Origin of the sequence: Methylobacterium soli, from assembly GCF_008806385.1 — a bacterium.
In the GTDB taxonomy this organism is placed as follows: Bacteria; Pseudomonadota; Alphaproteobacteria; order Rhizobiales; family Beijerinckiaceae; genus Methylobacterium; species Methylobacterium soli.
The window spans coordinates 68,052-89,480 of the sequence record NZ_VZZK01000003.1; the positions used below are offsets into that span (position 1 = coordinate 68,052).

Annotated in this window: 19 protein-coding genes and 4 pseudogenes; 13 read left to right on the forward strand and 10 right to left on the reverse strand. The window is 61.4% G+C overall.

Going from position 1 to position 21,429, the window contains the following annotated elements:
- Window positions 1-687: 687 nt before the first annotated feature.
- A pseudogene (locus tag F6X53_RS04100) lies at window positions 688-1,723 on the reverse strand (IS110 family RNA-guided transposase).
- 237 nt (window positions 1,724-1,960) lie between these two features.
- Between F6X53_RS04100 and F6X53_RS33055 the strand changes: the two are divergent.
- Window positions 1,961-2,395, forward strand: a pseudogene (locus F6X53_RS33055) (IS630 family transposase); the annotation flags it as partial.
- A 743-nt stretch (window positions 2,396-3,138) separates the two neighbouring features.
- Here F6X53_RS33055 and F6X53_RS04110 read toward each other — a convergent pair.
- Window positions 3,139-3,663, reverse strand: a complete 525-nt coding sequence (locus F6X53_RS04110; protein WP_150997501.1) for a hypothetical protein — start codon at window positions 3,661-3,663, stop codon at window positions 3,139-3,141.
- Window positions 3,664-3,711: 48 nt separating this feature from the next.
- On the opposite strand from F6X53_RS04110, the gene F6X53_RS04115 reads away from it, so the two are divergent.
- Together F6X53_RS04115 and F6X53_RS04120 are read left to right on the forward strand one after the other, a co-directional pair.
- Complete coding sequence (locus F6X53_RS04115; protein ID WP_150997503.1) at window positions 3,712-4,884, forward strand: efflux RND transporter periplasmic adaptor subunit; 1,173 nt, start codon at window positions 3,712-3,714, stop codon at window positions 4,882-4,884.
- A complete protein-coding gene (locus tag F6X53_RS04120; RefSeq protein ID WP_150997505.1) occupies window positions 4,881-7,988 on the forward strand; it encodes an efflux RND transporter permease subunit in 3,108 nt (1,035 codons plus the stop codon). The genes F6X53_RS04115 and F6X53_RS04120 overlap by 4 nt, the downstream gene beginning before the upstream one ends.
- 21 nt (window positions 7,989-8,009) lie before the next feature.
- Here the strand turns inward: F6X53_RS04120 and F6X53_RS04125 are convergent, their stop codons facing one another.
- Entirely contained in the window at window positions 8,010-8,567 is a 558-nt protein-coding gene (locus tag F6X53_RS04125) for an IS5 family transposase (RefSeq protein ID WP_244965518.1), read from the reverse strand.
- Window positions 8,458-8,850 (reverse strand): IS5 family transposase, encoded by a 393-nt coding sequence (locus tag F6X53_RS33060; protein ID WP_244965519.1) that lies wholly within the window; start codon window positions 8,848-8,850, stop codon window positions 8,458-8,460. Before F6X53_RS33060 ends, F6X53_RS04125 begins: the two co-directional genes overlap by 110 nt.
- Before the next feature lie 744 nt (window positions 8,851-9,594).
- On the opposite strand from F6X53_RS33060, the pseudogene F6X53_RS04130 reads away from it, so the two are divergent.
- A pseudogene (locus F6X53_RS04130) lies at window positions 9,595-9,944 on the forward strand (IS110 family transposase); the annotation flags it as partial.
- A 154-nt stretch (window positions 9,945-10,098) separates the two neighbouring features.
- Here F6X53_RS04130 and F6X53_RS04135 read toward each other — a convergent pair.
- From F6X53_RS04135 to F6X53_RS04145, 3 genes are all read right to left on the reverse strand, one after another.
- Complete coding sequence (locus F6X53_RS04135) at window positions 10,099-10,674, reverse strand: response regulator transcription factor (protein WP_238298551.1); 576 nt, start codon at window positions 10,672-10,674, stop codon at window positions 10,099-10,101.
- On the reverse strand, window positions 10,664-12,271 hold the full coding sequence (locus F6X53_RS04140) for a sensor histidine kinase (RefSeq protein WP_150997511.1): 1,608 nt from the start codon (window positions 12,269-12,271) through the stop codon (window positions 10,664-10,666). The genes F6X53_RS04135 and F6X53_RS04140 overlap by 11 nt, the downstream gene beginning before the upstream one ends.
- A gap of 458 nt (window positions 12,272-12,729) precedes the next feature.
- On the reverse strand, window positions 12,730-13,728 hold the full coding sequence (locus F6X53_RS04145; RefSeq protein ID WP_150997513.1) for an IS481 family transposase: 999 nt from the start codon (window positions 13,726-13,728) through the stop codon (window positions 12,730-12,732).
- A 110-nt stretch (window positions 13,729-13,838) separates the two neighbouring features.
- Here F6X53_RS04145 and F6X53_RS04150 point away from each other — a divergent pair, with 110 nt between their 5' ends.
- The 5 genes from F6X53_RS04150 to F6X53_RS04170 all read left to right on the forward strand — a co-directional run bounded on the left by F6X53_RS04150 (window position 13,839) and on the right by F6X53_RS04170 (window position 16,640).
- Window positions 13,839-14,468 carry an adenylate/guanylate cyclase domain-containing protein gene (locus F6X53_RS04150; RefSeq protein WP_191970689.1) on the forward strand — a complete coding sequence of 210 codons (630 nt, stop codon included), beginning with the start codon at window positions 13,839-13,841 and terminating at the stop codon, window positions 14,466-14,468.
- A gap of 71 nt (window positions 14,469-14,539) precedes the next feature.
- Window positions 14,540-14,725: a hypothetical protein gene (locus tag F6X53_RS04155; protein WP_150997517.1), complete on the forward strand. Its 186-nt coding sequence runs from the start codon at window positions 14,540-14,542 to the stop codon at window positions 14,723-14,725.
- Window positions 14,726-14,860: 135 nt separating this feature from the next.
- On the forward strand, window positions 14,861-15,328 hold the full coding sequence (locus tag F6X53_RS04160; RefSeq protein WP_150997519.1) for an HAD family hydrolase: 468 nt from the start codon (window positions 14,861-14,863) through the stop codon (window positions 15,326-15,328).
- Between the two features lie 123 nt (window positions 15,329-15,451).
- Window positions 15,452-16,018 carry a hypothetical protein gene (locus F6X53_RS04165; RefSeq protein ID WP_150997521.1) on the forward strand — a complete coding sequence of 189 codons (567 nt, stop codon included), beginning with the start codon at window positions 15,452-15,454 and terminating at the stop codon, window positions 16,016-16,018.
- A 61-nt stretch (window positions 16,019-16,079) separates the two neighbouring features.
- Complete coding sequence (locus tag F6X53_RS04170) at window positions 16,080-16,640, forward strand: Ros/MucR family transcriptional regulator (RefSeq protein WP_150997523.1); 561 nt, start codon at window positions 16,080-16,082, stop codon at window positions 16,638-16,640.
- On the opposite strand, the gene F6X53_RS04175 is transcribed toward F6X53_RS04170, so the two are convergent.
- From F6X53_RS04175 to F6X53_RS04190, 3 genes are all read right to left on the reverse strand, one after another.
- Window positions 16,637-17,401: a dienelactone hydrolase family protein gene (locus F6X53_RS04175; protein ID WP_342353991.1), complete on the reverse strand. Its 765-nt coding sequence runs from the start codon at window positions 17,399-17,401 to the stop codon at window positions 16,637-16,639. The genes F6X53_RS04170 and F6X53_RS04175 overlap by 4 nt on opposite strands.
- Window positions 17,402-17,711: 310 nt before the next feature.
- Window positions 17,712-17,993, reverse strand: a complete 282-nt coding sequence (locus F6X53_RS04185) for a DUF2312 domain-containing protein (RefSeq protein WP_150997527.1) — start codon at window positions 17,991-17,993, stop codon at window positions 17,712-17,714.
- A gap of 57 nt (window positions 17,994-18,050) precedes the next feature.
- The gene (locus F6X53_RS04190; protein ID WP_238298541.1) at window positions 18,051-19,103 is read right to left on the reverse strand and encodes a hypothetical protein; all 1,053 of its coding nucleotides are present in this window, start codon (window positions 19,101-19,103) and stop codon (window positions 18,051-18,053) included.
- A 281-nt stretch (window positions 19,104-19,384) separates the two neighbouring features.
- On the opposite strand from F6X53_RS04190, the gene F6X53_RS04195 reads away from it, so the two are divergent.
- From F6X53_RS04195 to F6X53_RS04210, 4 genes and pseudogenes are all read left to right on the forward strand, one after another.
- On the forward strand, window positions 19,385-19,633 hold the full coding sequence (locus F6X53_RS04195; protein ID WP_150997531.1) for a hypothetical protein: 249 nt from the start codon (window positions 19,385-19,387) through the stop codon (window positions 19,631-19,633).
- 42 nt (window positions 19,634-19,675) lie between these two features.
- A complete protein-coding gene (locus F6X53_RS04200; protein WP_150997533.1) occupies window positions 19,676-20,782 on the forward strand; it encodes an adenylate/guanylate cyclase domain-containing protein in 1,107 nt (368 codons plus the stop codon).
- A gap of 71 nt (window positions 20,783-20,853) precedes the next feature.
- Window positions 20,854-21,039, forward strand: coding sequence for a hypothetical protein (locus F6X53_RS04205; protein ID WP_150997535.1), 186 nt, complete (start codon window positions 20,854-20,856; stop codon window positions 21,037-21,039).
- Window positions 21,040-21,152: 113 nt separating this feature from the next.
- A pseudogene (locus F6X53_RS04210) lies at window positions 21,153-21,402 on the forward strand (transposase); the annotation flags it as partial.
- Window positions 21,403-21,429: the final 27 nt, after the last annotated feature.

Consider the following 21,429-nt stretch of genomic DNA (forward strand, 5'->3'; position numbering starts at 1 on the left):
GGATGGGGGGATTGTTGGGGCTGGGATTCCCGGCTCTGAACGCGCGCCTGGGGGAGGTACCCGTCGCGATGATCTTTGAAGCGCTAAGCAAGCCCGGTCATGTCCGTTTAGCTCCTAAAGACCGTTTTCCGGTCGATAGATTTCCAGTCAGGTTTTCCCAACAGATTTGGGCGCGAATTGGCCCACTTCGGGGTTCCGGTACAGAGTGTCGGGGGAACCGTCGGATGCGAATTCCGGCCGCTCCTCGGTCGGCCGCCTCACACGGCTCTCTTGTGAGCGCGAATCCTCTGCCATGGCACGCTGTCCGGACCCCAGGTCAGAATTCGCCAACAGCATCCGGTCGTTTTCTCTACATGACCTGCAGAGACAGATGGAACGTTCCGATAGGCCGTGTGGACGGATTGAAGATTGCCAGATGTGGACGGCCCCCACTTGTCAGGAATTGAGCAGCGGTCCGACGCGATCGCTTGCGATCAGATGTCCGGCCTGTTAGCGCGAGGCAAGCCCGCTGGCCAAGATGGTGTTCGCTGCGCGCGGTCCAAACACATACGCGGCATCGGGGATGCCGGTGCAATCTTCGGAGTGTCGCGCGTACCGATCGACCGATAGTTCCATCTACCCGTCCCTTCAAGTTCGGTCACCGATCTATCGTGGCAGGCCTCCTCCTCGCCACCTCGGATCGATCTCTCATGCTGACAGCATCGGTGCGGGCGGCCGATTGTAGACCCCGCCCGACACCATCAGTCGCCACGCGATGCGCGCGAATTTGTTGGCAAGCGCAACCGCGACCAGCTTGGGCGGCTTGCGCTCCAGCAGAGCCGCGAGCCAAGGCGACGGCTTGGTCCGGCCCTTCCTGACGTGTCGCAAGAGCGCGGTCGCGCCGACGACGAGCGTCGAGCGGATCCCGGGATCGCCGGCCTTGGTGATGCCGCCGAGCCGCACGCGACCGCCAGTCGAATGGTCTTTAGGCGTGAGACCCAGCCAGGCCGCGAAGTGGCGGCCCGACTTGAAGGTGGCCGCCGGCGGTGCCTTGATGCTCAGCATGGTTGAGCCGATCGGCCCCACGCCCGGGATGGTGGCGATGCGGCGACTCACATCGTCGGCACGGTGCCAGTTCATGAGCTTCGCCTCGACCTCTCTGAGGCGCGCCTCGACGGAGGCATACTCCTTGGCCTGCAGGCGGAACAGGTCGCGTGCCATCTCGGGTAGCGTGTCGTCTTCCAGGATGTGCTTGATGAGCGCGTTGACATTCTGCCGGCCGGCCGGCCGGACCGATGATGCCGAACTCGGCCGCGTAGCTGCGGATGGCATTCGACAATTGCGACTTCACGCCGGCCAGCCGCTCGCGCACGCTCATCAACATGCACGCGGCCTGCTGATCGCACGACTTCACCGGCACGAAGCGCTTCGACGGCCGGCTGACCGCTTCGCACAGTGCCTCGGCGTCGGCCGCGTCGTTCTTGCCGCGCTTGACGTAGGGCTTCACGTACTGCGGCGGGATCAGCCGCACCTCATGGCCGATCGAGCCGAGCAGGCGGCCCCAGTGGTGCGCGCTGCCGCACGCCTCGATGGCGACAAGCGTCGGCGGCAACCTCTCGAAAAACCTGATCATCTCCCCGCGCCGCAACTGGCGACGCAGGACAATGACCTCATCCTCATCAACTCCATGCAGCTGGAACAAGTTCTTCGACGTGTCCATACCGATGCGCACGACCGTGTTCATGGCATGTCCTCTTCTCGTCCAGGCGCGCGACACGAGATCGTCGCATAAGCCGCTTGGCGATCAGAAGGCCGTCCACACCAACACACATTCACAAGGCGCGGCGTTGGTGATTCGTAGCGAGTCGGGTTCTGGGAGGACCGACCATGCTGACGCAGATGACGGAAGAGGAGTGGACGATCGCTTTGGACGCGTTTCGGGCGATTTGCTCGCGACGGGGTGCCAGCCCGCGCACCGGTGTGGGCCCGGCGCGGCACGCGCCCGCGTTTGCCGCACGAGAAGCGCACGCTCTCAGCCTACATCTTCGGGGCGATCTGTCCCGAGAAGGGCAACGGTGGCCGGTCTCATCATGCCCTTGTGCAACACGCAGGCGATGAACGAGCACCTCACTGAGATTGTGCGCACCGTTGATCTCGGTGTCCAGGCTGTCCTGATGCTCGACTGAGCAGGCTGGCACCTCTTGGCGGCCTTGTGGTCCCGGACAACATCAAGCCGATGCCGACGCCGCCACGTGCGCCTGAGCTGAACCCGGTTGAGAATGTCTGGCAGTACCTCCGCCAGAGCTGGCTCGGCAATCGGGTCTTCGTCTCTTATAACGACATCGTCGCCCAGTGCTGCCGTGCCTGGAACTACCTGATCGAGCCGCCCTGGAAGATCATGTCCATTGGCCTGCGCGACAGCGCCTGTCGGTTAGGATCAACGCCGATCGGTATTACGGTCGCTCGGCTGTCGCGACGGCTGTCGCCCACGGCTCACGGCGCTTCGCTCCGGGCTCGAAGCTTCCGCCTGTTAGATCTAACAGGCTGCCGACGAGCTGCGGCGGTGCTATCTAGCATCGCGTCGTTATCTCAAAGGCGAAGTCCATTCTGAAAACAGACGTTCCACACGTTGCGCAGAGAAAAATCAGTGCAGGACGAGCCTAATTACAAACACGGCGATCCTTTTAGAAGGGTTGCAACCGATACTCTCAATGCCGGCAAGAAGCGCGGGCGGTCGGCGGTCGGAGGCCGGTTCGCAACACCGACAACGCTGCGTATACCAACCGCAGCGGGGGCGGGTGTCCGGATACAGGCCAGACCGCCGAGGCGCTGGAGCACTCTTCACGTCCTAGCAAGATACTGTTGTGGAACTGCGATGCAATCGAATGCACACTGTAGGACCGCTCCAGCGCAGGCGCTCGTCTGAATGTCGGGAGGCTAATCTGCATTCCAACTGTTTTCACCCTCCAAGTCGTGCCAGGTGAGGAGCAGCTTCCGGCCCGTTAGGCTTGGCGCAAGCAGGATGAGATCGGGATTGAATGTCTTGAGGTCGCATAAACTACGGTGAAATTCGATGAAAAATGAATACAGGTCTATTGACCGACGCTTGTTGGTCGCCATGGCAATAGCGACCCTCTTTCACAGCGAGCCGAGTCAAGCTCAAGTCAGCACAGCCACGTCGCCTGGGATGGTGACCTCCCCCCTTTCCCTAGTTGGTCCATCGGGTATCCCGATGGGGGCTGTCGAGCTCAATCCCGGCGGCACGAGTCCAATGCCGCTCGGCTCCACAGGCAGCATGGCGTGTTCCAGCACAGGAACATTCAGTTCCGGACCTCCCGGATCAATGTCCACATACGACGGCGGGGGCACAATCGGAACCTCCAACCCAGGCACTTCTCCATCGGCGTCGTCGATGTCGGGCACCTGCGGATCTACGGGCTCGAGCGCCTCATCTTTAGGGACTTCAGCGATGCCGTTGAGCGCTGCGGGGTCATCAACAAGCCAAGTTGGAATTCCGCTGGGGGCTACAGAACTAAGTGATCCGGGAACAAGTCCGATGATGCCAGTTCCGGTACCCACCGGAGTGCTGCCGTCCGGGTCGTATTCGTACAACTCGACACTGGGCAGCACGTCTGGCCTGGGCACGCCCTGCGGCAGCGCGAGTATGGCGGGCACGACCAGCACCTTATCGACATACGGTTGCTGAGCGTCGGTGTCCGGCAGGATCCTTCAATGCAAAAACGAGCCTTCCTTCTTGCTGCCGTGCTGCTGGTGATCACCGGCGTCGTGTTCGAGGCTGAGCACATTGCTGGTGCGCCGCATCCCGCGCAGGCCGCTGTTCCTATTCCTGCGGTTCCTGTCGTCGCCAGTGACGTCGTCAGTCGTGACGTACCGATCTACTTGGACGGAGTAGGAACGGTGATTGCGTTCAATAACGTGGTGGTTCGTAGCCAGATAACAGGGCAACTGACCAAGATCACCTTTGTACAAGGGCAGTCGGTGAAAGCTGGTGATCTGCTGGCGCAGATCGATCCGCGGCCGTATCAGGCAGAGGTCGATCAGATGACCGCCAACCTTAACCGTGACCAGGCACAGCTGATCAATTCCCAAGCTAACCTCAACCGCTACACGCCATTGTTGGCCAAGGGGTATGCCACTTCTCAGCTCGTCGACACTCAGAAGGCCCAGGTGGCACAGCTCCAGGCTGCCGTACAGGCAGACGAGGCTCTCGTGCGAGCCATGCAGGTTAATCTGAGCTACACCAACCTCACATCGCCGATCGACGGCGTGACTGGGATCCGGCAGATCGACCAAGGCAATATCATTCACCCAACCGATGTCGCTGGCCTGGTTGATGTGACGCAAATACAGCCGATTTCCATGATCTTTACTCTGCCTCAAACCAACTTTGTCGAAATCCAGCAAGAGATGGCCAGAGGGCCGGTCAAGGTCCTCGCGTACAGCCAGGACGGCACGAAGAAGCTCGACGAGGGCACGCTCCTTCTGATCGACAACCAGATCGTTCAAACTACTGGTACGATACGGTTACGCGCCACGTTTGCAAATGCACAGCGGTTGCTCTGGCCGGGTGAGTTCGTCAACGCACGCCTGCTTCTTAGAACGCAGAAGGACGGCTTGACGGTCCCAGCTTCTGCGGTCCAGCAGGGTCCCGCCGGCTCCTACGTATACGCGATTGCTGCAGACCAAACTGTGCAGATGCGCCCCGTCAAGATCGCACAGATCAGCGGAGGACAAGCTCTTATCGCCTCGGGAGTGAATGCAACCGAAAAGGTCGTCGTGGACGGTCAGTACAGACTCCAACCCGGCAGTCACATCGACGAGCTACATGGCAAAGCCGCACAGCAAGCGGATTTGCAGAGCGCCGTGGAGAGGGCAATCCCGTGAATCTCTCAGCCCCTTTCATTCATCGGCCGATCGCGACAGCGTTGCTGATGGCGGGACTACTGCTATGCGGACTCGTTACCTACCGGCTCCTGCCCGTTGCATCACTCCCGAACGTCAATTTCCCGACGATTCAGATTACTGCGCAGCTACCGGGCGCGGATCCGCAGACTATGGCGTCCTCCGTAGCGACGCCGCTCGAGCAGCAGTTGAGCCAAATTCCCGGTGTCACGCAGCTGACCTCGGCGAGCGCGCTGGGGTATACCCAGCTTACCATCCAATTTGAGCTGAGCCGCACAGTCGACAGCGCCGCAACAGACGTGTTGGCCGCAATCAACGCGGCATCACCGTACCTACCGATAGGCATGCCTTATCCTCCGACAATTCGAAAGGTGAACCCGGCCGACACCCCAATATTGCTTCTCGCCCTCACGTCAGATTCGCTTCCGCTGACCACCGTGGATGCCTATGCGGAAAATATCCTGCTGCCGAAGATTTCGATGATCTCCGGCGTAGGTCTGGTCGGAATTGGCGGGCAGCAGAAGCCTGCAATCCGCGTTCAGGTCGACCCTCAGGCTCTCGCCTCCCGCAGCATAAGTCTGGAAGATGTCCGCACGGTGCTCGGCCAAGCTAATGTCGATCTTCCCAAAGGCACGCTCAACGGTCCGCGCCAGACCTTCACGCTCAATACAAACGACCAGTTGTTCAAGCCCGGGGCCTACGACGATCTGATTGTCGCCTATCGCAACGGCTCACCGGTCCGCATCCGCGACATAGGAAAGGCAGTTGAAGCGCCCGAGAACAATTTAGTGGCTGGCTGGTACAACAAGCATCGCGCTATCGTTCTTGCGGTTCAGCGTGTGCCTGGGGCCAACGTAATCGACACCGTAGACCGCATAAAGGCGCTGCTGCCCCAACTCGAAGCGTCCATCCCGCCAGCCGTCAAGGTATCAGTTGTTTCTGACCGCACAACAACCATACGCGCTTCTGTGACCGACGTGCAGTTTACACTGTTACTGACAGTGGCGCTCGTGGTTATGGTGATCTTTGTGTTCCTGCGAAACTTCTGGGCCACGGTGATTCCGGCGGTCACAGTTCCGCTCTCGCTCATCGGCACTTTTGCGGTACTGTACGAACTGAACTACAGTCTCGACAACTTGTCCCTTATGGCTCTTTCGGTTGGCGTGGGGTTCGTGGTCGACGACGCAGTTGTCGTGATCGAAAATATCGTTCGTCACCTCGAAGAGGGCCTGACGCCTATGGAGGCTGCACTTAAGGGATCTGGCGAAATCGGGTTCACGATCGTTTCAATTACCCTGTCTCTGATTGCCGTCTTCATCCCCCTGTTCCTGATGAGCGGTTATGTCGGCAAGCTATTTCAGGAATTTGCCGTAACGATTAGTGTCTCCCTTATTCTCTCGCTTGTCATCTCTCTGACGTTGACGCCCATGATGTGTTCGCGCCTGTTAAGGCGCGAGACCAGCATTCAGCATGGTTCGCTTTATCGGCTGTTTGAGCGTGGCTTCGACGGCCTGCTCGCATGGTATACGAGCGGTCTCAAGATCGTCTTGGCGCATCGGTTCATGACGCTGCTCGTCATGCTCGGAACAATTGCCCTGACCGGCTATCTCTATGTCGCTATTCCTAAGGGCTTTTTTCCAGAGCAGGACACTGGATTGCTTCAAGGCATCACCGAGGCCGCCACCGATATTTCGTTCCCGGCCATGGTCCAACGGCAGCAGGCGCTGATCGATACAGTGTTGAAGGATCCCGCAGTCGAAGCGGTCACCGACTATATCGGGCCAGGTGGCCCGACTCCGACACTCAATCAAGGGCGTGTCTTCATTGTCCTTAAGCCGCTAGAGCAACGCGGTGTCAGCGCCCAGGAGGTCATGCGGCGCCTGGCTCCGCAACTCGCCAAGACTCAAGGGATTTCCCTTTACCTCCAAGCGGCGCAGGATATCACTATCGGGGGCCGGCTCTCAAAAACCCTTTATCAGTACACACTCTTTGATGCCGACTCAAACGAGCTCAATCATTGGGCCGAAATCTACCTCGCCAAGCTTAAAAGCATTCCTGGAATGACCGATGTTGCGTCCGACCAGGAGAACGGTGGCCCGATGCTCAATGTGACAGTTAAACGTCAAGTCGCGTCGAGCTTCGGAATTCTACCTTCAACAATTGACAACACGCTCGATGATGCATTTGGTCAGCGCATTGTCTCCACGATGTATACGGAGTTAAATCAATATCACGTGGTCCTTGAAGTTGCTCCGCAATACCAACGCGATCCCGACGCGCTCAACGGCATCTATGTTAATTCATCGGCAGGCCAAGAGGTGCCGCTGAGCACGCTGGTGGACAGCAATATCAAGGGCGCGCCGATCGTGGTCAATCATCAGGGCATGTTTCCTTCGGTCACAATTTCGTTTAACTTGAAGCCGGGCATGGCGCTCGGAGATGCCGTCGACGCCATTCATCGGTTTGAGCAACATAGCGGCAAGCCACCGTCGTTGGTGACGAGCTTCCAAGGCAACGCCGACGCCTTTCAATCTTCCTTGGCGGGAACGCCCGCTTTGATCGCGGCGGCACTCGTGGTCATCTATATCATTCTTGGTGTTCTCTATGAGAGCACCATCCACCCAATCACCATTCTATCGACACTGCCGTCGGCTGGCATCGGCGCACTCCTGTTGCTGATGGCAGTTCATCTCGATCTGAGCGTAATTGCCATCATTGGTATCATCTTGCTGATCGGAATCGTCAAGAAAAACGGCATTATGCTAGTGGACTTCGCGCTTGAGGTTGAGCGGACGGAAGGATTGTCAGCAGAGGAGTCAATCTACCGTTCGTGCACGCTCCGCTTCCGGCCCATCCTTATGACGACCATGGCGGCGCTATTTGGGGGCGTGCCGTTGATGCTCGGCGCGGGCAACGGCGCAGAATTGCGGCAGCCGCTTGGTTATACCATCGTAGGCGGTCTGGTACTTTCCCAAATTCTCACGCTTTACACGACGCCGGTTGTCTATTTGTACCTCGACCGGCTGGCACAATTCCTGCGCCGCTCTCGCGGGGAGCGAAAGCTTTCTATGGAGGCATACAAATAACCCCTAAGTGTCTGTCCGAGATCATATTGTTGTCTGAGTGAGCTTTCGCATCATGAGGCGGATGGAGGCGAGATGGAGGAAGGTCAGTGCCTTGCGTGAGCGGCATTCCCAGTCCTTGGCGAGACGCCGACAGCGGTTGAGCCATGCGATGGTTCGCTCGACGATCCAGCGCTTGGGCAACACCGCAAAGCCTTTCGTCTGATCGCAGCGTTTGACGATCTCGACCTGGATCCCGCGACAGACCCGGCGCAGGCCCGCTTGGAAGGCGGGGCCCTGGTATCCGCCATCCGCGTAGAGCTTGAGCAGGAAAGGATGGAGGCCAAACAGCGTCGCCATCACCCACACCCCACCATCGCGATCCTGCACGTCGGCTGGATGCACCAGGGCGTGCAGCAGCAAGCCTTGGGTGTCTACGAGGATATGGCGCTTCTTGCCCTTGATCTTCTTGCCCGCATCGTAGCCGGGCGGATCAATCCGCGCCCCCTTTTTCAGCGCTCTTGACGCTCTGGCTGTCGATGATGGCGGCTGTCGGACTGGGCTCGCGTCCAGCCTGCTCTCGGCACTGGACGAACAGCGCATGGTGAAGGCGCAGCAGCGTGCCGTCGTAGTCCCACAGGTCGAAGTAGCCGTAGACCGTGCTGCGGGCCGGAAGATCCTTGGGAAGGGCACGCCACTGACAGCCCGTGCTCAAGACGTACAGCAGGCCGTTGACTACCTCGCGGATGTTCACGCTGCGCTTGTTGCCACCCCGCTTGGCCGCTGGGATCAGCGGCTCGATCAGGTTCCACTCCTCGTCCGTCAGATCACTGGGATAGCGAAGCTGACTCCGGTCATAGCGGGCTCGGTTCTCGTCCGTCCACATGCCAGCCTTCGTAGCCAGCAGGACTCACAGCGCAACCCCCTGCAGAAAAACGCCTTCTTTCAGGACAGACACTAACCAGCGGCAGTTGAACTAAGCCGATGGTGGGTTAGAGTTCGGCCACGTCACCGAACTAAGCCTCTCTGATCCAGGTTTCCTTGCCGACGAAGCACCAGAGAGCTGGTCGTCTTTGCATGAAGAACTTTCGTCCTGTCCGGCCGCGTAATTGCTCACCCCCTCTCTGATCCGAGAACGTCAGCAGTATCAGGTAGATAGCCGAGCGCCGAAATCCCGATTCAGACATGCATTCGAACTCCGTTTGGTAAAAACTCGGTCTTAGGCGAGTAGGGCCTCAGAAAAGCCGGGGGTGATGAGGTCATGCAGGAGATTAATACTGATATCACGTCCGCAGTTACTTTCAGGGCGCGAAAGGCTTGATTTTGACGCAAGTTGCTGAATCCACGGGGGAAAACACGTTTCAACGAGGTGATGAGAGAAAACCCGGCTGCTTCTGGGAGTCCGAGAAGCCATGTTGAGCGTGTGATCCTGCGCAGCAGCATCATGACGGATGCGGCGCAGAGAAAGGCTCTTGCCGAACAGTGTATCGCCTCGGGATCCGTTCCAACGGCGTCGATTGCGACCGATCCAGAAGAAGCGTTTTACATGCGCGGCTCGGCGGGCGGCGGTGCCGCACTGGGGTGCGATGCTGGCAGGTGGTCCGTCCGCTTTCACCTCGCGGTGGATGCCCTGGCACACTACGCCGCGTTCGATGTCGCGGACAAGGAGACCGCGGTCCACGTGCTCGACGAGCACGGCAAGCTGGTCTGAAAGGGCATACAGCCGAGAACGAGCGGGAAGCCTTGGCCGCAGCGCTGCAGCGCCACGCCCCCGAGTTCGTGCGTGTTGGCCATGAGACGGGCCGGCCCACGCCGTGGCTGTTCCACGCGCTCAATGATCTGTGTGCGCTCGTTATCTGCCTCGATGCCCAGCATGCCCGAGCCGCTACGGCCTTGCAGCGGAAGAAGACCGTTGCGCGCGATGCCGAGACGTTGGCGCAGCTCGTGCGCACAGGCTGGTACCGGGAGGCGCGGGTAAGGTGCTCAGGAAACTCGCATGCACCGGCTCTTCCGAACCGAGGCGTTCGAGACGTGGCGGGAGGCTGCGGGCGTGGCTGCCTAACATGAGCCACCACGTGTCTCATCGCGGCCTTGCTCGACAACGTGAAGGCCATCTCAAGCACAGCAGGGGCGCTCAGCTGGTGATGAGACCCTGGACGATGGCTTTGGCCACCGCCTGGGTGCGGTTGACGACGTCCAGACGCTTCATGGCCTGGTCACAGTGGAAGTTGATCGTACGCTCACGCAGACCAAGAATGATCGCGATCTCGGCAGAGGTCTTGCCGCGCGCGATCCAGATCAGCACCTCCCGCTCGCGGTCAGTCAGATGGATGTCAGATGGCGCTCCGAAGCGGTCGTGCCGGCGCCTCAGCCGGTTCTCGACCACGACGCCGAGCAACTCGAAATCGACCGGCTTGGTCAGGTAATCGTCCGCGCCGAGCCGGCGTCCAGCGAGCTCACTGTCGCGGTCTGCCAGCGCGGTCAGGAACACGAACGGTATCTCGGCGAAGCTCGTCCCTGCGGCAGCCACGCGCTCCAGCAGTTCGAAGCCGCTCATGCGCGGCATTCGAACATCGCACAGGATGAGGTCGGGGGGGCGAGCGAGAACCTGAGCCAGACCACCTCCGCCGTCAGACGCGAGCTCGACCGTATAGCCGAGCTCGATCAGAGCCTCCGCCAGAAGGCTCGACGTCTCCTCATCATCCTCCACGCACAAGATCCTGTGCATGACTGAGCTCCGCTGCCTCGCCAGGGCTGTCGGCGGGCAAGAACACCGCCATGCGCGTGCCCCTGCCTTCCTCGCTCTGGATTTCGAGCCGGCCTCCGTGTTGCCGGACGACCTCATCGACCAGGTGCAATCCCATCCCGGTGCCCGGGATGGAGCCAACATTGCTGGCCCGATAGTAGCGCTCCCGGATCCGGTCGATCTCGCCACGCGGGATACCTAAGCCGCGGTCCTCGATTGCGATCTCGACAATGCCGTCATTCGCGCCCGCACTGAGGCTAACGCTACCCTGCTCGGGTGAGTATTTGAAGGCGTTCGAAATCAAATTGCTGAAGGCCTGGTAGAGGAGCTCCGAGTCGCCCCTTACCTCACTCGGGAGTTCCTCGATGCGCACCTGCAACCCTCCACCAACTCCGATTTCGTCGTAATAGCGAGCGAGGCTTTCGAGCATCTCCTTGAGATCGAATGGACGCATTCGCGCTCGCAGATCCCCACGCACAAGCTCGATCGCGTCCATCAGGCTCGTGACAAGGCTCGTCATCCGGAACACGCCCGCGCGAATTTTCTCGGCGCGGCCGGCAATCTCAGCAGGTTTCGCACGTTCCCTCGTGGCGATCAGACGCTGAGCGTGACCGTCAATCGCCATCAGTGGAGTGCGGAATTCGTGCGAGATGGTGCAGATAAAATTCCGCTGCTCCGTCGCGAGCGCGCGCTCGTTGGCCAAGGAGCCCGCGAGGATCTCCGCCTGGCTCGAGAGGCGCTTGCGCGAGTCAAGGAGCTCGATCGTATTGCGGCGAAAGACGACTAGCGCTCGCGCTACCTCGCCGATCTCGTCCCGGCGGCCTTCGAACCGGATCGTGAAGTTCGTATCTTGAGCGGCGAGACGCCGCATCAGGCCTTCTAATTCGAACAGGGGACGTGAAACGGACCACCAGAGATACACGACAAGAGCCGCGAACAGGACTCCAGCCCCTAAGATAAGGCCGGAGATCCAGCGTTCCGCGTCAGTGAAGGCCTGAGCGGTCAAATTCCTGGCGCGCTGTGCCTTCGCAGTACTGAGATCAACGAGTCGGCGATTTCGATCGCGCACGGCTTGGAAACTCGACCTAGCGGCCCCGTCATACAGCGCGGCAGCCGCATCGCCCTGTCCTTTCTGCGTCAGCAATGCGAGCTGTCGTGCGTGGCCGGCGTGCTCGGCCCAATTCTGCAGGAGAGCGTTGAAGACCAGGTCCTCTTCGGGACCGTGTGGAAGTAGTTTGTACCGTTCAATCGCTTTCTCGACTTGGTCCGTGAGGATGGGCAGTTCAGTTGCCTGCCTTTCCCGATGCGTGGGATCGGGAATGAAGACAACATCGGCCTCGGAGGCGCGGAGGTCCGAAAGATGTCGTCCGACATTGTAGAGAACACTGATCGAGTCGAGCCACTGATTGCGAACGTCGCTTGACACTTCCCGGACCTGCAGAAGGCGGTCGAGCGCCAACACATGCACGCCCCCAACGACCGCGGCGAAGAGCAAGGCAAAAAGCGCAAGTCTCGCCGGGACCGAGTTGCGGAACGACCGAGAGGGATGGCGCGCTTGCATGATGACTTCACCTGGCGCTAGGTATTGAACTGCAGATCACTCTTAAGGTCCCGGTTCTAACAGCGCAGCTGGACGAACTAACAGGCTGTGGTCAGCAGCACGCCTGACAGGAAGCACCCCCTCAGCCAAGCAGCAGTTTTATCGTCCTCATAGCGGCTCCTGGGGAAGCGGCCACCCGGGCAGCAAAGTGCGCGAGTGCGCTGAATGCAAAGATAATCTCGTTCACTGCGGCCGACTTGAGCTGCGGGGCATAGCGCGGGGCCACACAACGTTCTCCTTGGCGACGCTCAACGCGTAAAGACTACGCCAAGCTTCCGGCCCGCGCGATACCACTTTGCATGATGGATCGAGACCGAGAGCCTCAGACCGCAGTCTGCAAAGCTTAGGCAGATGGCCGCGTTTGATGATCTCAAGCGATCTCGGCCTTGTTGCTGCGCGAGAGCATTGGCATTGGAACCTCATGTTGTTCGGCGCGTGTCTGGATGCGAGACCTCCTTGGCGGCTGCTACAACCTTGAGCACTTTCGGAAGCGCGTCCGGGTCAGGCGGTTTGGTGATGGGCTTGGCCAGCTCGGGTTTTGCTTTCAGGCGCTCGCGCAGGACCAGGTCGGGTGAGCGGCCCTTCAGGACACGTTGGCGGCGGCCGTTGTAGGCGCGGTTGAAGCCGGACAGGAGCGTCTCAAGATCCTGGTGGCTGTAGAGGGTGATGCCCAGCACCTCCCGCTGCACCCGCCCGTTGAAGCGCTCCACCATGCCGTTGGTGCGGGGCGTGTAGGGCTTCGGCTTGCGATGCTGCACACCGTGCCGCTCGCAGGCGTGCTTGAAGCCATCGGCCGTGAAGCAGGAGCCACGGTCAGTCAGCACGTGCGTGACCCGGAACGGCAAGGCTGAAAGCGCCTCGTCCAAGAAGGCCACGGCCGAGGCGGTGGTCTCGTTGTCCTTGACGGCGAGGTGCACGTAGCGGGAGGCGCGGTCGATGGCGACGTAGAGGTAGCGTTTGCGCAGCACGCGATCGCGATCCTGCAGTTTGGGCAGGTGCTTCACGTCCATGTGCACGAAGCCGACCTCGTAGTCCTTGAACGTACCGTGCGATTTGCGCGTGCGCTCGGACGGCGGCAGGCGGTTTAGGCCTTCAGCCTTGAGGATGCGGTACACGGCGTCCCGGTTCAGATGCGGCAGGAAGTGCGTGAGAATGAAGGTGAGATCGTCGAGCGGGAAGCCGGTGGCGCGACGAAGCGCGCAGACGATGGCGCGCTCCTCCTCGCTCGCCTTCCAGGGCAGCTTGTGCGGCCGCGCCGAGCGATCCTGGCAGTCGGTGGGGCCGCGCTTGCGCCATTTGCGGATGGTCTCGGTGGAGACACCGTAGCGGCTCGCCAGGACGCTGGAGCTCTCCTGTGAGCGGGCGATCTCGGCGCGGACAGCCGGGGTGGTGCGGGCATTCGGGTGGATGGCAAGCATCAGCGGGCCCTCCGGGAAGACTGAGCCCGGCGCAAGCCGTCAAAGCGCCAGGCGTATTCCTCAACCGCCCAATGCACCCGATCCCAACAACGTTCCGCTACCAGACACGCTTGGCAGCAGGCGACGTTGATTTCCGCCGCGGACGCCGCCAGAGGGCAGTGATCGTCTTCGTGGACATTCGCGACTCGACCGGAATGGCCGAGGGCATGGATCCCGAGCGTCTGTCGCAGTTCTTCACCGCCTTCCGGACGCGCATCCTGAGTTGCGTGCGCAAGCACCATGGCGTCGTGGACAAGTTCATCGGCGATGGGGCGCTGATCCTGTTCGGCGTGCCGGATGAAGGCCACGATGATGCGGGGCGTGCCCTTGCCTTCGGGCACGATCTCGTCCGGGTGGTCGAAGCGTGGAACGGGACGCGCGAACTGCCGCATACCGTGCGGATCGGGATCGGCATCCACGTCGGCGAGGTCTTCTGCGGCATTGTCGGCGATGAGGAGCGGATGGAGTTCACGGTGCTGGGCGATGCCGTGAACGTCGCCTCACGGCTTGAGCAGGCGACCAAGCGCTATGGTGCGACCATTCTGGCCTCCGGGGCTGCCGTCGAGGGCTCATCGGAGCGCGATGCATGGCACGAGATCGGCCGGGAGCCTCTCGCCGGGCGCAAGGAGCCGATTGCGATCTTTGCTCCTACCGTCTCCTTCGTACCTGTTAGCGACGCAATTGCTCGCCAAACTCCCTAGCAGGGTTACCTCTCGCCACCGCTAGAGAGCTGCTTCACCACTCCTTAACCATGCGGAGCGAGGATGGCGCCATGCTCAGCCTTTCGCCCCCGCGGCTCCTGACCTTCTTTGTGTCTGCCGTGCTCATCGGGCTCGCCATCGCGAGCTTATACCTGCGCATCCCAACGATCGGACCCACCGTCGTGAAGTTCCGGACCTGGTTCTTCATCGGCGCCTATGTACTCTTGGCTATCGGCGTGGTTTCGAAGAGCTTGTAAGCGCCCAAGGTCAGCCCTCTCCCCTTGGCAGACCATCTCTCTCAGATCCGAACAGCTTGACGCTGAAGCAATGCTTTGACACACGCGCTGGTCATACGATCAGCCGACATGCGTGTGCGAGGTCGTGTCCTTCTGATGCCTACGGTTTTCCTGGATTGCGACGGGGTGCTGGCCGATTTCGACGCTGGCGCCACCCAGGTTTTGGGTATGCCGCCAAAGGAGTTCGAGCGGCGCTTCGGTTTGCAGCGGTTTTGGAGCAGGCTGGCTTCGCTTGAGGATTTCTTTGGCGAGCTCCCGCTGCTGCCAGACGCCGTGGAGCTCTACGAGGCCGTGCGCCACCTCCAGCCGATCATCCTTACAGGCCTAGCACGCGGAAATTGGGCCGAGCCGCAGAAGCGCCGTTGGGCAGAGAGGCACTTTCCTGACGTCGAGGTGATCACCACGAGTGCGGCGTTGAAGCGGGAGCATTGCCATCCAGGTGATGCGTTGGTGGACGATCGCGAGAAGTACCGTCACCTCTGGATACAAGCTGGCGGCATCTTCATCCACCATCGCGATGCAGCCTCTTCGATCCGCGAGCTCCGTGCGCATGCCTTCTTGTAAAGGACGCCAGATATATCCGCTTCGAGCTTCCTCGACAAAGATCTGTTGCCTCGCATAAGATGGGCGAACGTCGTCAGCGCGATTTGCGCGGCTGAGCGTGACGTTTTCAGGATTTCCACACACATGAAGCGCCGTAGCGCGCGACCGTTCACGGTCGAAGTCACGCACACCCGTACGTCCCGTGCGTCGCTCACCGACGCGACCGCACGCTCCCGCGAGGGACAGAACCTCTGGCAGGGACTGCCGCTGATCGCGGATGACAAGCCTGCTGAAGTGCAACGGATGCAGCCTGCGCCGATAGCTCGTTCTGAGCCTGTTCAGCCCGAAGCGCCGGCACGACGCGTTCTGCCGAGCCTGGTGCCAACGTTCTCGATGCCCATAGAGCCCGAGGCGCCGGAGGTGCCCGAGGTGCCTGCAGAAGAGCGCCTGCCGCGTGTTCGGCGTCTCAAGCAGCTTACTAAGCGCGAGCAGAAGCCAAAGACCAAGGTGATAGCTGCGCAGCCGTCTCGCGCCGCGTCAGCAACCCAGCCGCGGGTCAAGCCTGCATCCGTCTTCACTCCGGCGGAGACGTCGGCCGTGGTTGCTCGACCTGCCTCGGTTCTGGCAGGCACAGGACGGCGCGCCGAGCAGGCCTTAACCCTGCGCCGTGGCGAGCGCTGGAAGCGGCGGTTGCCACGCGCTCTCTGGTGACTTGATCCAGGCCGTCTGCGTGGTACCTCGCTGCTGCTCGGAAGCGGCAGGAGAGGCACACATGGCTGCGGACATCGTGAAGCACGACCGGCTGGTGACGCTCGCAATCGAGATCGTCATGGCCTACGTCACGCGCAACCACGTTCAGGCTACCGAGCTGTCAGGGTTGCTCAGAGACGTGCACGCGGGCCTGCTCAGGCTCAGCAGCGGCTCGGCTGAGCCGACCGAGGTGCGGCGGACGCTTACCGCCGCTGAAATCCGGCGCTCGATTCGGCCGGAGGGCCTAGTCAGCTTCGAGGATGGCAAAGCTTACAAGACGCTGCGTCGGCACCTCACCAAGCTTGGTCTCACGCCCGATGCGTATCGGGCCAAGTGGGGGCTGCCGGCCGACTACCCAATGACGGCATCGGCCTACTCAGCCCAACGCTCCCAGCTAGCACTGGATCGTGGCTTGGGCCGGAGCCGGTCTCTTCCCTTTGGGACAGCGGAAGTTGAGGCCGATGAAGCGGTTGTGTCGGGCGCACAGATGGCCGCTGATATGCCTGAACAGGCCGATGCACCCGATGCGTCCGACGAAGGCATTACGCGCGAGCCGTTCGAGGATGATGGTGCTGCGTCTTAAGCTCCCGCAAAACCGGTGGCGCCTTCAGCTGAAGCAGCCTGAAGGTGTCGTCCAAGGAAGCGTGTCACGCGCGCGGCCGCATCGAGCTGCGCAGAATCCGTGAGGGCGTGGCCCTGGCCTTCGTAGATTCTGATCTCGTGCGGTGTGCCCTGCTCCTGGAGAAGCCGCTCCAGCGCCCGTGCATGGGAGACTGGCACGATCGGATCTACGCCGCCGTGCAGGATCAGCGTCGGGGGCAGGCGCGGGCGCTCACGCGCGAGCTCGTCCGGCAAGGGACCGAAATAGTCAACGATCGCCCGCACCCGAGGCTCAACCGCCGCCGTGGTGAAGGCCAGGGCCGCACCTAGCGAGATCCCCACGATGCCGAGCCTTTGCGCATCGGTGTCAGGCTGATCTGCCAACCACTCCACCGCATCGCGCACTGACTCTGCCCAGAGCGGGAAGTCCTGTTGGAGGCGACCATAGGCGACGCGTCGGTCACCGGTCCGGTCGAGATAGTGCACGAAGGCGATGTGGTAGCCCGAGGCTGCGATCGTGCGGGCGGCCAGGCGATAACCTTCGGCATAGGTCAAGCCATCTGCACCATGAAGAAGCAGAACGGCAGGCCTGGCGGAACTTCCTCTCGCAATCTCCGCAGAGCCGCCGGAGGCAGCGAACCATTCCACCTCGATCCGCCGCCCGCCACTCGTTAAGCTCTGCATGTCTGGATCTACGTTCCCACTCTCTGGCCTGAATTGCAGAGTTGGGAAGCCATCGCGCATCGAGGAATGCGGCACTTCGCGCATCTGCGAAGCTGCACGGTCCTCTATGCAGTAGCCTTAACCGCATGATTGTCTGGTGGTATGATCAAGCCAGTCCGCACAGCGGCTCAAGTCACAGAGACCGGCGCTGATTCTTCACGCGCCTGACTCACGCTCGCATATCGCCCAAAGCCATCATGATGCTCGCTGGCCGTCGACCTTTTCTCGTCCGCTCAGCGCTACATCGACGTGAACGACGAGATGGTGCGTGCTGCCGTGGAGATGCTCTGACCACCACAGCAGCATGAAGGCTCGGCTCTTCTGGCGACCGTCAAGCAGCCTGCGCGATCGGGACTGGAGTTGGCGCGTCCATGGCGCGCAGGTAGACCTCGAGCAACGTCTCGTGCTCATCGCGCTCGTCCTGGTCGAGCTTACGCAGCTTGAGGATTTCCTTGAGGATCTTCACGTCGAGGCCCTCGCTCTTGGCTTCCATGAAGATCTCCTTCTTAGCCTCCATCAGATCCTTGATCTCCTCCTCGACCTTCTCGATGCGCTCGATGATGGAGCGGATGCGGTCGCCCGCGATCCCAACGGTGTCGATCGTGTCGGCCATGTCGTTTCCCTTGCCTGATCCAGACCGCCAACCTCGCGGATCAAGGTAAGCGAGAACTTAAACCGGACCACGTGAACTGCGCTGAGCACCCGGAGTGGTGGGACCTGTCGCGCTTGCTGACCGGCGTAGGCACGCCTCACGCACCAGCTGCAGCGTTTCGCGTCGGACAACCCACTGATTTCGCGCACTGCTCGGTACAAGGATGCCCTGCCGCGACAGTTCCATTGCCCAAGCGGCAATTGCCTCAGCCGGTGGCGCGAATGACGGCACAGCCGTGCAGAGTGCTGCTGCCTCAGCTCCCGCGAGCCGGCTGAAGCGGGCGTGTAGCCATGCGCGCTCTCGGATCTGCTGCAGAGCCACTTTTCCGAGAAGGACGCCGGGGCGGCCCGCCAAAGCACGATCGAGCACGGACACCAAAACCACAGCCTGCCAGTCAAGAGGTGAGACGCGGAAACAGCCCATCCCAACAACGTCGATGCCGATCGCACGCGAGAGCCCGTCAGCCTCAATGCGCTTGCTGGCCAAGCTTGTGGTGCCCATCGCATGCGCCTCACGGCAGGCGGCTGCGTAGGCGCGTTCGAGAGTAGCCGTCGATCGGCTCGGCGAAGGCGCGGGGCGGCGTTTGGCTGGCCCGGCCGGAGCCGGCGTTCGGCAGAGCTTCGGATTGTACAGCCATCGGCGCGGAGCCTGGTTAAGGATAGCATCCTCGAGCGCGTTCCGTGACGAGGTTCGCAGCAGCCCAGAGAGATCGATCTCGACAGCTGCGGTGCCCAAGCTCGTGATCTTGGCGACTTTGTCGGCGTCAAAGGCGTGTGTGACGCGAAACTCCAACATCAGGTCGCGTGCACCTCGGCGTACGATCACATCGGGGATGATGGTACCGAGCCGATGCTCCAGGATCGCTGAGTCGAACCGGAAAGGGCTGCCTGCGTAACCGACCTGCGTCTTACCATCCGGATTCAGAGGGGGCAGCATGAGCGCGAGCCTGGAGGCGAGCAGCTCTTTAGCGAACCTGTGCAGGGCTGTCTCCGGGCCGCCTCGACAGGCGCGCTCGTCTGCAGTGCCGCAATGCCCGAAGTGGTGCCCCAACTGCTCGCCTTTACGCGCCACCAGGAGTGTCCCGCAGCTCGGGCAGCGGCAGCCACACGCAAGGCCCGGGAGTACCTCAGAGATGTGGACAAGCGTGCCGGCAACACCCTCACCGAAGAGCAGGCTCTCCGGCGTGCACGCTCCGGTCACGCTTTCTCGCATGCCTGTGGGCTCACTGTCTGAAAGGCTCAATGGGGTGGCAACGCAACGCGCTCCGGCAAGGAGTTATAGCCGCATACCCGGCGCCATGTTCTAATCCAGCAGCGGCTCTCTTTGCAGAGTCGAGGAGCCAGGTAGCCGTCATGCGGCCCAGTCTGCGTGCACATGATCCTCCCCGTGAGGCAGAGCCTTACATCGGCATCCCGACGGGCTCACTGGAAGGCGATCTCGTCACCTCGCTGATGCGGCGCCACGAAGTCGCGGCGGAGCGCTTGATCGGGTGGCTGCGGGTTGCGATCGGGACTTGCGTCTTCGTGACCGTGATCGCAGCCAGCCAGGTGCTGCATCAGCTGACGAGCGTGTCTCTCGATGTCTTCGAGCACAACGCCTAGATCGCCTCACTCGGCTTTCTGGTCGTCGGTACAGTAAGCATCGTGCTCGCCGTGCCGCAGCGCTGGCGTCATGGCTTCGCCTACCTGTTCATGGTTCTCGACGTTGGGCTCGTGCTCGTCATTGCAGGCCTTGCTGTCGGCGAACGCGAACTGCCCGGAAATGCGCTGCCGTCAGCCCCTATCGTCTGGGCAGTGCCTCTGGTTCTAGCAGTCGGAGCCTTGCGCTACGACGTTAAGGTTCAGCTCTGCGCGATCGCTCTCCTGGCGCTCGGCCTGATCGGCATTGCGATCGGGCTTGAGCATCGGCTGGTTATGGATCCCGCCGCGAAGAACGCTCCAGCTCGGCCCCAGTTGTTCTCGATGCCAGTCAACGTGATGCGCTTCACGCTGCTTCTCCTGGCCGGCGTGGCGACAGCGTTTGGTATCGTCCGCTCGCGGCGGCTCCTGTCCTCGGCCGTCAAGGACGCTGTTGGGCGTGCCAGTCTCTCACGCTTCCTTCCTGCCGAGATCGCACCTCGCTTGGCAGCAGGCGACGTTGATTTTCGCCGCGGGCGCCGCCAGAGGGCTGTGATCGTCTTCGTGGACATTCGCGACTCGACCGGAATGGCCGAGGGCATGGATCCCGAGCGTCTGTCGCAGTTCTTCACCGCCTTCCGGACGCGCATCCTGAGTTGCGTGCGCAAGCACCATGGCGTCGTGGACAAGTTCATCGGCGATGGAGCGCTGATTCTGTTCGGCGTGCCGGATGAAGGCCTCGACGATGCGGGGCGGGCCCTTGCCTTCGGGCACGATCTGGTCCGGATGGTCGAAGCGTGGAACGCGACGCGCGAACTGCCGCAAACTGTGCGGATCGGGATCGGCATCCACGTCGGCGAGGTCTTCTGCGGTATCATCGGCGATGAGGAGCGGATGGAATTCACGGTGCTGGGCGATGCGGTGAATGTCGCCTCACGGCTTGAGCAAGCGACCAAGCGGTATGGTGCGACCATTCTGGCTTCTGAGGCTGCCGTCGAGGGCTCATCGGAGCGCGATGCCTGGCATGAGATCGGCCGAGAGCCTCTTGCCGGACGCAAGGAGCCGGTCGCGATCTTTGCTCCTACCGTCCCCATCGCACCCGGGAGCGACGCTCTCGTTCGCCAAACTCCCTAGCAGGGTTGCCTCTCGCTACTCCAAGGGAGCTGCATGGCCACCCCTCAGCCATGCGGGGTGAGGATGGCGCCATGCTCCGCCTTTCGTCTCCGCGCCTCCTGACCTTCCTTGAGGCTGCCGCGCTCATTGGGCTCGCTATCGCGAGCCTTTACCTGCGCATTCCAACGATCGGACACACCGTCGTGAAGTTCCGGACGTGGTTCTTCGTCGGCGCTTACGTTGTGGTGGCACTCGGTGTCATCTTGAAGAGCTTGTGATCATTCGCTGATTGCCATAGCCGAGCCGATGCACATCATGGATCGGCCGGGCCTGCTGCACCCGACCTGATGCTGAGCCTACTGGCGCGGAGCAGCTTTGGCATCGTAGCGACAAGGTCGCCGGTGTGCAGGACGCCATTGAGGCAGTGGGAGCGCGGCTCTTGTACCTTCCCTCCTACAGCCCTGATCTGACCCCGATCGAGCAGGCTTTCGCAAAGCTCAAGGCGCTGTTGCGCAGCGCAGCACCCCGCACGATCCCGGATCTCTGGGCGGCAATCCCGCAGGCTTTCACGCGCTTCATCCCGCAGGGATGCCGCAACTATCTTAGCTACAGCAGGCTCCGGGGACGACCTGAACGTCGCTATATGGTCGCGAACAGTTCCAGTGCGA

Coding starts and splice junctions, on each gene's coding strand:
- F6X53_RS33060 (WP_244965519.1), bottom strand. CDS start 8,850: ATGTGGACGGACGAGAACCGAGCCCGCTATGACCGGAGTCAGCTTCGC.
- F6X53_RS04170 (WP_150997523.1), top strand. CDS start 16,080: ATGGCTGCGGACATCGTGAAGCACGACCGGCTGGTGACGCTCGCAATC.
- F6X53_RS04155 (WP_150997517.1), top strand. CDS start 14,540: ATGCTCAGCCTTTCGCCCCCGCGGCTCCTGACCTTCTTTGTGTCTGCC.
- F6X53_RS04115 (WP_150997503.1), top strand. CDS start 3,712: ATGCAAAAACGAGCCTTCCTTCTTGCTGCCGTGCTGCTGGTGATCACC.
- F6X53_RS04195 (WP_150997531.1), top strand. CDS start 19,385: ATGCGGCCCAGTCTGCGTGCACATGATCCTCCCCGTGAGGCAGAGCCT.
- F6X53_RS04145 (WP_150997513.1), bottom strand. CDS start 13,728: ATGCTTGCCATCCACCCGAATGCCCGCACCACCCCGGCTGTCCGCGCC.
- F6X53_RS04185 (WP_150997527.1), bottom strand. CDS start 17,993: ATGGCCGACACGATCGACACCGTTGGGATCGCGGGCGACCGCATCCGC.
- F6X53_RS04160 (WP_150997519.1), top strand. CDS start 14,861: ATGCCTACGGTTTTCCTGGATTGCGACGGGGTGCTGGCCGATTTCGAC.
- F6X53_RS04165 (WP_150997521.1), top strand. CDS start 15,452: ATGAAGCGCCGTAGCGCGCGACCGTTCACGGTCGAAGTCACGCACACC.
- F6X53_RS04205 (WP_150997535.1), top strand. CDS start 20,854: ATGCTCCGCCTTTCGTCTCCGCGCCTCCTGACCTTCCTTGAGGCTGCC.
- F6X53_RS04175 (WP_342353991.1), bottom strand. CDS start 17,401: ATGCGCGATGGCTTCCCAACTCTGCAATTCAGGCCAGAGAGTGGGAAC.
- F6X53_RS04140 (WP_150997511.1), bottom strand. CDS start 12,271: ATGCAAGCGCGCCATCCCTCTCGGTCGTTCCGCAACTCGGTCCCGGCG.
- F6X53_RS04125 (WP_244965518.1), bottom strand. CDS start 8,567: ATGCGCTGTTCGTCCAGTGCCGAGAGCAGGCTGGACGCGAGCCCAGTC.